This is a genomic window from Flavobacterium sp. GNP008 (assembly GCF_056428965.1).
This window is the reverse complement of sequence record NZ_JBWJVL010000002.1, coordinates 416,035-427,870: the sequence shown is the minus strand read 5'-3', so window position 1 is coordinate 427,870 and position 11,836 is coordinate 416,035. Positions and strand designations below refer to the sequence as shown.

Annotated in this window: 11 protein-coding genes; 9 read left to right on the top strand and 2 right to left on the bottom strand. The window is 31.9% G+C overall.

Translation table 11 applies throughout. The features are described from left to right. Positions 1-133: 133 nt before the first annotated feature. Positions 134-1,678 carry a hypothetical protein gene (locus AC0608_RS08200; protein WP_478288734.1) on the top strand — a complete coding sequence of 515 codons (1,545 nt, stop codon included), beginning with the start codon at positions 134-136 and terminating at the stop codon, positions 1,676-1,678. 487 nt (positions 1,679-2,165) lie between these two features. Here AC0608_RS08200 and AC0608_RS08195 read toward each other — a convergent pair whose 3' ends face one another. Further along, entirely contained in the window at positions 2,166-4,142 is a 1,977-nt protein-coding gene (locus tag AC0608_RS08195) for an alpha-ketoacid dehydrogenase subunit alpha/beta (protein ID WP_478288733.1), read from the bottom strand. A 170-nt stretch (positions 4,143-4,312) separates the two neighbouring features. Here AC0608_RS08195 and AC0608_RS08190 point away from each other — a divergent pair, with 170 nt between their 5' ends. From AC0608_RS08190 to AC0608_RS08155, 8 genes are all read left to right on the top strand, one after another. Beyond that, positions 4,313-5,263, top strand: a complete 951-nt coding sequence (locus AC0608_RS08190; protein WP_417959997.1) for an isopenicillin N synthase family dioxygenase — start codon at positions 4,313-4,315, stop codon at positions 5,261-5,263. A gap of 104 nt (positions 5,264-5,367) precedes the next feature. After that, positions 5,368-5,697, top strand: coding sequence for a translation initiation factor (locus AC0608_RS08185; protein WP_478288732.1), 330 nt, complete (start codon positions 5,368-5,370; stop codon positions 5,695-5,697). A gap of 63 nt (positions 5,698-5,760) precedes the next feature. Continuing rightward, positions 5,761-6,630, top strand: a complete 870-nt coding sequence (locus AC0608_RS08180) for a nucleoside phosphorylase (protein WP_417959995.1) — start codon at positions 5,761-5,763, stop codon at positions 6,628-6,630. Positions 6,631-6,725: 95 nt separating this feature from the next. Further along, a complete protein-coding gene (locus tag AC0608_RS08175) occupies positions 6,726-7,850 on the top strand; it encodes an SDR family oxidoreductase (RefSeq protein ID WP_478288731.1) in 1,125 nt (374 codons plus the stop codon). Between the two features lie 114 nt (positions 7,851-7,964). Continuing rightward, the gene (locus AC0608_RS08170; protein WP_478288730.1) at positions 7,965-8,492 is read left to right on the top strand and encodes a GNAT family N-acetyltransferase; all 528 of its coding nucleotides are present in this window, start codon (positions 7,965-7,967) and stop codon (positions 8,490-8,492) included. Then, on the top strand, positions 8,492-9,343 hold the full coding sequence (locus AC0608_RS08165; RefSeq protein WP_478288729.1) for a substrate-binding domain-containing protein: 852 nt from the start codon (positions 8,492-8,494) through the stop codon (positions 9,341-9,343). Before AC0608_RS08170 ends, AC0608_RS08165 begins: the two co-directional genes overlap by 1 nt. 21 nt (positions 9,344-9,364) lie before the next feature. Continuing rightward, a complete protein-coding gene (locus AC0608_RS08160; RefSeq protein WP_478288728.1) occupies positions 9,365-10,297 on the top strand; it encodes a transglutaminase in 933 nt (310 codons plus the stop codon). A gap of 341 nt (positions 10,298-10,638) precedes the next feature. Next, positions 10,639-10,929, top strand: coding sequence for a hypothetical protein (locus AC0608_RS08155; protein ID WP_478288727.1), 291 nt, complete (start codon positions 10,639-10,641; stop codon positions 10,927-10,929). Between the two features lie 94 nt (positions 10,930-11,023). On the opposite strand, the gene AC0608_RS08150 is transcribed toward AC0608_RS08155, so the two are convergent. Beyond that, positions 11,024-11,461 carry a PepSY-like domain-containing protein gene (locus AC0608_RS08150; RefSeq protein WP_478288726.1) on the bottom strand — a complete coding sequence of 146 codons (438 nt, stop codon included), beginning with the start codon at positions 11,459-11,461 and terminating at the stop codon, positions 11,024-11,026. Positions 11,462-11,836: the final 375 nt, after the last annotated feature.

Here is an 11,836-nt window from a genome sequence, read left to right as displayed (position 1 = left end):
TCACATCTTGATAACAAAAATATCTTTCATTACTTTATTCTAAAACTCAATTTAATGAAATATACTGCTTATAAAGTAATTAAAAAGTTTATAAACTACTGATTTACAAAACATTACGCTACTATATTTTACAATGGCTAACCATCAAAAAGATTTCCTGTTTGTATTAATTAAATCCCTTTCAAAATCTGAAAAAAGACAATTTAAGATTTTTGCGAGCCGATTAGAAACTAGTTCCAATACAAAATTTATCGAATTATTCAATATTTTAGATAAAACAGAAATCTATGATGAGAAACTTATTTTAAAAAGTGGTGTCATAAAAAAAGTACAATTATCAAATCTTAAATCGTATTTATACAAACAAATTTTAGTGAGCATTCGATTGAATATTCCGAGCCAGAATATTAGATATCAGTTGAGGGAACAAATTGATTTTGCAGCGATTCTTTATAATAAAGGGTTGTATAAGCAGAGCTTAAAAATCTTGGATAAAACAAAGATTCTCGCTTTAGAAAATGACGAGAAATTGATGGCTTATGAAATTGTAGAATTCGAAAAATTAATCGAATCTCAGTATATCACTCGAAGTATTCAAGGACGTGCAGATGAATTAGTTGTTCAAGCTAAAGAACTAAATTATCGCAATACTATTTCCAGTAAATTGTCTAATTTATCCCTACAGTTATATGGGATCATGCTAAAAACAGGTTATGTAAAAAGTGACCAGGAATACACCTATATTGATGATTATTTCAAAAAACATATTTCTAAATTTGATGAGACAAAATTTGGTTTCCGAGAAAAATATTGGTTTTACAACGCCAATCTTTGGAGGAGTTTTTTAGTCCAAGATTTTCTATCGTGCTATAAATATTCTTTAAAATGGGTAACCCTATTTTATGACAATCCCAGTATGATTTATTTGAATCCTGTGTTTTTCCTAAAAGGAAACCATTATTTATTAGAATCTTTATTCATGTTAAAATACAAATCAAAATTTAAGAAGTATTTACTATTACTGGAAGAAACCATTAAAGACACTCGTTTTCCTGTAAATGATAATATTGCATCGTTATCATTCTTGTATGTTTATAATAATAAATTGAATTACCATATTCTCGAAGGAACGTTTGCCGAAAGTGAATACTTAATTCCTGAAGTATTAAATAAATTAAAAATTCACACGGATCATCTTGATGAGCATCACGAAATGTTGTTCTATTATAAATTTGCCTCTATTTATTTTGGAAATGAAAAATATGCGGAATGTATCTTTTATTTAGAGAAAATTATAAATAACAAAAATCTTTCGATGCGGGAAGATTTGATGTGTTTTGCCCGAATTTTGTGTTTAATTGCTCATTATGAATTAGGTAAGGATTATTATCTGGAAAATCAGTTGAAAAATACTTATAAATTCCTCATCAAAATGAATGATTTACATGAAGTGCAAAAAGAAATTATTCGATTTTTGAAAAACTTAAACTCTATTTATCCGACAGATATCAAAAAGGAGTTTATAAAAATGAGAGCTCGATTTATTGAATTGGAAAAAAATACTTATGAGAAAAGGGCTTTCCTTTATTTAGATATTATTTCTTGGCTCGAAAGCAAAATTGAAAACCGAAAAATCAGTGATATAATTAAGGAAAAAGCTAAATTGATCAATCGATAAGATTTTAAGGATTAGTAATATTTACAATAAGTTACACACTTTACCTTTTTTAATTAAATGGTGTACCTTATTATAAACTGTAGTTTCTAGTAACTAATTATTTACAAATATTTCATATTTATAAACTTATCTTTTAAATAAGATCGTATAACTATTTGGCTTATAAAAATAATTAATTATCAAATTTACTGAATTCCATGTCACATTTTAAATCATCAATAATTAGCTTAAATACTTGATCATAAGTCACATCTGGTTTTGTTAAGTTAAAATAAAGTTTGCCGATATAAAAATAAAGTTTAAATTTATATGTAATTAAAACATAAAATCATGAACGGATTTTTCAAAACACTACTAGCAGGTTACGGAGCCAAAAAATTAGGCGGAGGTTGTATTGGAACAATTATACTATTTATAATTATCTATTGGATATTAGGTTATTTTTAGAATCAAAACACTAAAAACAACCCAATTATATGTTCAATTATTAGTACGCTAAAAGTTGTTTAAGATCCGATTCAAACCTGCCTTTCGGCAAATATTGATCTTCTAATGCTTTTGTAAACGGAATTGGCGTGTCTAAACTTGCCACTCGTTTTACTGGTGCATCAAGATATTTGAAACAATTTTCCATTATCATTGCCGAAATATCACTGGCAATACCTCCAAACATGCTGTCTTCCTGATAAATAATCACTCTTCCCGTTTTTTTTACCGAAGCAAAAATAGCTTCAGTATCCAAAGGCTGTAACGTTCTCAAATCCAACAAATCAGCAGAAATATCAGGATTTTTTGTTAAAGTATCCAAAGACCAATGCACCGCCGCTCCAAACGAAATAATAGTAACATCAGTCCCTTCTTTCAATAAAGCCGCTTTTCCTAGTGGAATGGTATAATAATCAGTAGGAACATCTTGGTAAATACTCCGATACAATTGTTTGTGCTCAAAAAACAATACTGGATTCGGGTCATTTATGGACATATTCAACAATCCTTTGGCATCATAGGGAAAGGCAGGGTAAACTACTTTTAAACCTGGTGTTTTGGTAAACCAAGCTTCATTAGTTTGCGAGTGAAAAGGTCCCGCTTGCGTTCCTCCGCCACAAGGCATTCGTACCACAACATCAGCTTTTTCTAACCAACGGTAATGTGATTTGGCTAATAAATTGACAATTGGATTAAATCCTGTCGAAACAAAATCGGCAAACTGCATTTCCACAATCGCTTTATAACCATTTATCGATAATCCCATTCCTGCCGAAACTATTGCGCTTTCACAAATTGGCGTATTGATGACCCGCTCTTTACCAAACTGTGCTACAAAACCATCAGTAATTTTAAAAGCCCCGCCATATTCAGCAATATCCTGACCCATGATTACTGAGTTTTCATGACGCTCCATCGATTGTTTCAAACTAGCGGAAATAGCATCTATAAAACGAATATTTTCTTTTTTTTCTGAAGGGTTAACTTGTTTAAATACATACGATTTGTAAACATCATTTAGCTCTTCACTTAATGAAGCTTCAATTTCTGGTTCGGCATTAGCAATAGCCAGACTTTCGTCAATATCCTTCTTTATTTCAGCATGCAAAGCCGCATCAAAATCAGCTGTAAGAATACCATTTTCTGCCAAATACTTCCTATAATTTTCTACAGGATCTTTAATCGCCCACATGTCTATCAACTCTTGCGGAACATATTTGGTCCCACTCGCCTCTTCGTGCCCACGCATTCTGAAGGTTTTGAATTCCAATAAAACAGGACGTGGATTTTCTTTCATCGAAGTTTTCAATTCAGATAGCAAATTAAACACTTCCAGAATATTATTTCCATCAACAATATGACTTTCCATTCCGTAACCTTTACCCTTATCGGCCAGGTTTTCACAACGGTATTGTTCATTTGTAGGTGTCGAAAGCCCATAGCCATTATTCTCAATCACAAACAGCACCGGTAATTCCCATACAGCAGCAATGTTTAACGCTTCATGAAAATCGCCTTCACTTGTAGCGCCTTCACCAGTAAAAACTGCGGTAACTTTTCCGTTTTTCTTTAGTTTATTTGCCAAAGCGATTCCGTCTGCAACTCCTAATTGAGGCCCCAGATGGGAAATCATACCTATAATCTTGTATTGTTGTGTTCCAAAGTGAAAACTGCGATCACGACCTTTAGTAAAACCATTGGCTTTACCTTGCCATTGCGAAAAAAGGCGGTACAACGGAATGTCTCTTCCTGTGAAAACCCCCAAATTTCGATGCATTGGTAAAATATACTCATCCGAGTCTAAAACTGCCGTAACTCCAACAGAAATTGCCTCTTGACCAATTCCAGAGAACCATTTTGATACTTTTCCCTGACGAATAAGAATCAACATCTTTTCTTCTATAAGCCTTGGTTTTAGTATCCGTTTGTATAAATCTAATAATTGATTGTCAGTAAGATTTTTTCTGTCAAAAGTCATTTTTTCAGTTTTATTATGTGGTTCAAAGATAAAAAAATATAACAGTTTAGCTATATTTTGTTATATATTTTTATTTTACTCCAAAGTTTAAAATTAAGATATAAAATTATTCTTTACATTTGTATCTGCAAGGTTTTAGGCCTTCAAGTTATTAAAAAATATTTAAAAGTATGCAAAACATTCCTAGTGTTGACTTGCGTGATTTCCTTTCGGACGACCCGAAACGTAAACAAAAATTTGTAAATGAAATCGGAAGTGCATTTGAAGATATTGGCTTCGTAGCACTCAAAGGGCATTTTTTAAACGACCAACTGGTTGATGAATTGTATGGTGAAATCAGAAACTTTTTCGCTTTGCCTTTAGAAACAAAGCACAGTTACGAAATCCCTGGTATTGGCGGACAAAGAGGTTATGTTTCTTTTGGAACAGAACATGCCAAAGGCAGAAAAGAAGGTGATTTGAAGGAGTTTTGGCACTTTGGACAATACGTGTCCGAAGATTCAAAATATGCTTCAGAGTATCCTGAAAATGTTGAAGTTAAAGAACTTCCTCGCTTTAATGTAGTGGGTAAAGAAGCCTACCAAATGCTAGAGAAAACAGGAGTTTATGTTTTAAGAGCTTTGGCTTTACACCTTGGTTTAGATGAATTTTATTTTGATCAGTACGCCAAAGACGGAAATTCAATCTTACGACCTATTCATTACCCACCGATTACCTCTGAGCCAGCAAACGCTATTAGAGCTGCTGCTCACGGTGATATTAACTTGATTACTTTGTTGATGGGTGCGCAAGGAAAAGGGTTGCAAGTACAAAATCACGATGGAGAATGGATTGATGCTATTGCTGAATCAGATGAATTAGTCATTAATGTGGGCGATATGTTATCGCGTCATACCAATAACAAATTGAAATCGACCATTCATCAAGTGGTAAACCCACCAAGAGAATTATGGGGTACTTCCCGTTATTCTATTCCGTTTTTTATGCATCCGGTGAGCGACATGAAATTGGATTGTTTGGAAAACTGTATTGATGCAGAACATCCAAAAAAATTCGAAGATATTACTGCGGGAGCTTATTTATACGAGCGTTTAGTAGATTTAGGGCTTATTAAAAAATAAACTTAATTTACGTCAAATACTAAAAGACATTAAGTTTATGCTTAATGTCTTTTGTTTTTTACCAATTTAAATCAGCATTATCTGCGTTCAAAATATATAAAGTTATGGACTTACAAGACCAATTAAAAAACCTTTTTCCAGATCACGAACCATCTCCTGAAGAAGCAATTGAAGAAGTGGCTCACGAATTATACGTTCAAAAAGAACCAATGATTTGTAAATTCGAAAAACGAAAAGGAAAAGCGACTACTATAATTGAGTGTTATGAAGGAACCGACGAGGATTTTAAAATTCTTGCCAAGGAAATCAAAACTAAATTGAGTGTTGGGGGAACTTTCAAAGATGATTCCATTATCATACAAGGTGATTATCGTGATAAAATAATGATTATTTTAAAAGAAAAAGGATTTAAAGTAAAACGTGTTGGAGGATAAAAGTATTTCGCTATTCGTCTTTGGTTGAGCAACTTTAAGCCTTAAACATCAAACAAAAAAATAATGATACAATCATCAGAATTAATATTAAATCCAGACGGTAGCGTGTACCATTTGAATTTAAAACCAGAACATATTGCACACGATATTATTTTTGTAGGAGATCAAAATCGCGTGGAGAAAATCACGCATTTTTTTGAAAGCATCGAATTTTCAACTCAAAAAAGAGAATTCAAAACCCAAACCGGTATTTTCAAAGGCAAGCGAATTACAGTAATGTCAACTGGAATTGGTCCTGACAACATTGATATTGTCATCAATGAACTGGATGCTTTAGTAAATATTGATTTAAAAACCCGTCAGCCAAAAGAAAAACTGACTTCATTGAACATCATCCGTATTGGAACTTCAGGCTCTTTACAAGCTGATATTCCTGTGGATAGTTTTGTGATGTCAAAATTTGGATTAGGCTTAGACAATATGCTCCGCTCCTATTTAATTGACGAAGTTTCGAATCTTGAAATGGAGGATGCTTTTGTAAAACACACCAATTGGGATTTACGAAAAGGAAAACCATACGTGATTGCTTGTTCTGAAAAATTAGAAAAAATGATAGAAAGCAATAAAATGCACAAAGGAATTACCGCAACTGCCGGTGGTTTTTATGGTCCGCAAGGTCGCGTGTTGCGTTTGAATATTCAAGACGAAGCGTTGAATTCTAAAATGGACAATTTTAAATTTGGTGACAGCCAAATCACCAACTTAGAAATGGAAACGGCAGCAATTTATGGACTTTCATCGCTTTTAGGACATCAAGCATTGTCATTAAACGCAATTATTGCCAATCGTGCTTCGGGAACATTCAGTGAAGATCCATACAAAGCCGTTGATGAATTGATTGCGTATACATTAGAAAAAATTGCTTTGGGATAACCAAAATAATTTTGAAAACCATACCCATTTGTAGTTTTAAAAAAGTGCTCTTTAATTTTTTTAAAACTACATTTGTTTTTTAGAACAAAACGATAATGAAAATAATACTTACAGGTGCTACAGGAGTTCTGGGATCTCATATTATGTATGAAATTCTGGAGCTTTTTATCAACACTAAAATTGATGGGAAACTCTTTATTATTGCCCGAAATAAAGGTAAAAACTCCGCTTTAGATCGAATAAACGAACTTTTATCTAGCAGTTATACGCCTAAAGTCATAAAAGACAAAGGCATCACAAAATTGCACGAATACATTGAAATCATCGATACTGATTTGGCAGTAATTCAAGATACTTTTTCAAGTCAAATAAAAGATGCTTATTTTATCCATTCGGCTGGATTCGTAAATTTGTCTACCGATGAAGAACAACGGGAAAGAATTTTTGATGAAAACACAAAAATCACAAAGACACTTTTTAATCTATTTCATCCTTTTATAAAAAAGTTTATCTACATCGGAACTGCTTTTTCTTCTGGAAACCGAAAAGGATTAATTGATAATGATTTTCATAGTTTAGGATTCAAACCCGAGCATCGCAATTCATATGAAAATGCTAAATTTCATTCGGAAAATTTTATAGCACTAGAATGTAAAAAAATAGGTTTGCCTTTTCAAATTCTGCGTCCTAGTGTGATTGGTGGTAAAATGTTAGGAATTGAAAATCAGTATTTTATTTCTAAATATATGGTTTTTTATCTTTTAGCAAAGTTTTTTCACTTTACTTCTCAACGAAAAGGAGAACAAGAAAATGTGCGTTTTATTGTCAATGAAGACACTGTTTTGAACATTATCCCTGTTGATTATGTCGCTAAAGTGATTGTAAATACATTTGAAAGAGACGATATTGAGCAACTTAATATTGTACATCATAAAAGTTTTAATATGGTAAATGGATTGCAGTTAATTATGAAGGAAGTTGGTTATACCAATTTTACATTAATACAAAATTCGTTAGACTTCAAATACAAAAACACAATCGAAAAATTGTATTATGAAAGTATTGGCAAACATTTAAACCCTTATTTTACAACAGCTGCCAACGAATATGATACCACTTTATTAAATTCTATTCTTGAAATACCAAAACTGGATCAGGAAGCCTTCACTAACATGATTCGGTATGCGAGATTGAATAATTTTAAAGATATTAATGTGTGATTTCAGGAGCTATTTCCTGTTATACGTTGCAATATTTTCCTTTTTAAAGAAAAAAGGAAAAGGATTTTCACTGCTATCAGGGCTAAATCGGGAACCATCAAATTTTAGTAAAACATGAATCTTATTTTAGAAACCGACCGATTAATTTTAAGAGAAATGCTAGTTTCAGATGCCGAAGCATTATTTGAAATGGACAGCAATCCTAATGTACATCAATATCTTTGGAACAAACCATTGACAGATATTAGCGAAGTACATGCGTATATCAGGCTTGTTAGAGAACAATACATCCAAAATAATATTGGACGATTTGTAGTTGTTTTGAAAGCAACAAATGAATTAATTGGTTGGGCCGGATTAAAATACAACACCGAAATGGTGAATAACAAAATTCATTTCTACGACATTGGATATCGGTTAAACGAAAAATTCTGGGGCAAAGGATATGCAAGTGAAGCCAGTTTTGCTTGGCTAGATTATGGTTTTAATGTGATGAATATTCAAATTATGGAAGCCGCAGCGCATACTGCCAATATCGCATCAAACAGAATATTACAAAAAATTGGACTGGAAATAACCGAACAATATTTGGAGGACGGCGTTTCTTGGAATTGGTACGAATTAAAAAATCCTAACCTATAATGAAAACAATAAAAATAGCTGGAGTTCCGGAACATTTCAATCTTCCCTGGCATTTGTCAATAGAAAACGGAGATTTTGAAAAAGAAAACATCGATTTGCAATGGACTGACGTTCCCGAAGGAACTGGAAAAATGTGTCAAATGCTTCGTGATGGTGAAACGGATATTGCCGTACTCCTAACCGAAGGAATCGTAAAAGATATCGTAGCCGGAAACCCGAGTAAAATAGTTCAGGTTTATATAGAAAGCCCATTAATTTGGGGGATTCACGTAGCGACAAACTCAAATTATAGGACATTAGCTGACTTAGAAAACACTAAAGTGGCTATTTCCAGATTAGGATCAGGTTCGCAATTAATGGCGTATGTCAATGCTGATAATCAAGGTTGGAGAACAGATAATCTTCAGTTTGAAATTGTAAATACCATTGATGGCGCTGTTGAAGCTTTGACTAATGGAACTGCCGATTATTTCATGTGGGAGCGTTTCATGACCAAACCACTTGTAGACAAAGGTATTTTTCGTAGAGTTGCTGATTGTCCTACTCCATGGCCTTGTTTTGTAATTGCTGTTCGTGAGGAGGTTTTAGAAAAAAATCCAGCTATTATTTCAAAAATTCTGGCGATCATTAATCAAACTACAGGAGATTTTAAAAACATTCCAAGTATTGACAAAACTTTGGCTTCCCATTACTGTCAAAAAATTGAAGATATCCAGGATTGGTTGTCCTTAACAAAATGGTCCCAAAAAACATTATCAGCAGAAATGTTAAACATAATTCAAAATCAACTTTTTCAACTTAAAATTATAGATAAAAAAGGTACTTTTGAGGATATTGTAAAAACAGTCTAGATTACTGTTTTTATTTTTACTATGATAAAAATAAAAGAAATTAATTTTCAGGGTATAAAACAGCGATTTCAGGTCAAAAAACCTTGGGATGACGTTATTATTTTCATTCTGAATATATTAATTGCTATTCCACTCTTTATTATTTTACATCAGAATTTAATTAACCCAAATTGGTTTCTAAATATTGACCGAGTAGTTTTATTTTTGTTAATGATTGTTCTAATTCAAATTATCCTTAGATACTTGAGAACTATTATTCTCTTTTGTATCATTCTATATTTATTGATTTTAGTGTATGGTTCTACTATTGGAAATTATGGATTTAACAGCGTTTATGAGGATTATAATTCAATAATGTATACTATGTCTGATAATCCATATCCTCAAGACATTATCATTGCAAAATTACTTCCCTTTCCCAATAAATCAAAAATCATCAATGCCATAGAATATCAAAATCCGAAAATTCGAAATTTTGCTATTATGGCAACGTCTAAACATTTCAAAGATGTAAAAGGGTATTCTGATTACAGAACCATAATTCAATGTTTTGCCGTTTTTAAGGAAATAAATAGCCGGTGGAACTATGTAAGTGACCCAAAAGCACGTGATTATATTGCTACAGCTACGGAATCACTACTCTATTTTTCTGGGGATTGTGATGATCATTCGATATTAATGGCTGCCAGTATCAAGTCTATTGGTGGAACACCCAGATTAATTCATACCACGGGACATATTTATCCCGAAATATTGATAGGCTCTCTAACCGATTTAGAGAAAGTAAATTTTCTGATTAAAAATGTATTATTTGTCAGTGAGAGCGATGAAAAAAAACTTCATTATCACGTTGATGAGCGTGGTCAAATCTGGATGAATCTAGATTATACGGCTAAATATCCTGGAGGACCTTTCATGTCTGAAGAAATTTTAGGTGCCTTGACATTGGATTAATAACACTTCAAAAAAATTAAAAAAATCCTCCAATAAATGACGCGTTTTTAAAGTTAAAACAGAACTATTTAAATACATTTAAGACTATTTAAAAGTTAGGCATTTAAAATAGTCTTAAATGTATTTTTTTAAATAAAAAATATTATTTGTAAAATCTTGTAATATGATCTATATCCTGTTTTTACTATGTAATATTACCAACACAAAATAATATTTTTAAAAAAGTTAAATAAAGAAAATATTTTATTTAACTTTGAAATACAAAGTACTTTTATAACATAGCATTAAACAAGTAATTTAAAAAAACGAAAAAAAATTTAAACATTAATAATTTAAGAATCATGGATACTAAATCAAATGTTTGGAATATAATGAGTTGGCTATTTGGAATAGTTGTTTTGGCAATCGGACTTATAAATACTTTTTGGGGAAATGATCTGGGTTTTGGAGTTTTCCTCATTTTACTTTCTGTCGTTTATTTTCCACCTACAAATATAATTTTTAAGAAAATAACAGGTTTTTCAATTCCGCTTGTAATAAAGATTTTATTGGGTCTTTTTATCATTTGGGCGGCGTTAGGCGTGGGTGAATTGTTCAATAAAATAGAACTATTGATGATGGATTTAGAATAATTAGCTTAAATCATAGACTATTAAGAAATGGAAAACTTCGTTATTTCAAATGGAGTTTTATATATTTAAAAATGGTTAATTATAAACCCTTTTTTTAGTTTCGTTTTTTTCCTTTTAAAATTTTTCCTTCTTTTGTAAATTCTAAATCAATATTGTTTGTTAAATCAACGTGAAGGTTTTTATGCCCATAATCAATGTGTGTGATTTTTTCATTCGGGTAATTTTTTGCCACATAATCTATGACTGATGCGGGAATAAAAGTGGTTGGAATGAGTTTGTTCCGTCCATCAACCTCTCGGTAGGAACCGTCTTTCCAAAATTCTACTTCAGTACCATCTTTAAGCTTGACTTCGTAACCTTTTTCACCGTATTCAGCATCTTTCTTTACGATCTTAACAGAGGTGTGGTTAAAATATTTTTGAAGGAAATCCTTTGCTGCTATTGGTAATTCAGTTATTTCGATTCTCTTTTGAGCGCTCGCCGATAATACAAAACCCAGTATAAATGCGACTAAGGTGATTTTCCTTTTCATGGTTTCCATATTTAGGTTATCGTATTGCTAATTTACGATAAGTAAAAATGCATTCAAATCAATTTAAGAAACCTTTAATTTTTATGATGCTTTTTTTAATACTTATATTTCCCAAACTCTAAGAAATAAATAACTCCATTGTTTCTAATGAAGTTTGTCTTATCCTTACTTCCGAACCTGTTTATAAACCTTTTTTTGCAGGATTTAAAGAAAATAGCACTGTGAAATCCTTTCTATTTCAATTTGAAAAAGTAGTTTTGTGCTGCAAATATTTTATCCTAAAGTTACGCAACTGCTACAAGGTGTAAAACCCTGAAAAATGTAAGTTTATGCCGTTACAGTATATAGAAGTTAATAATTAGGACCAGCATTAGT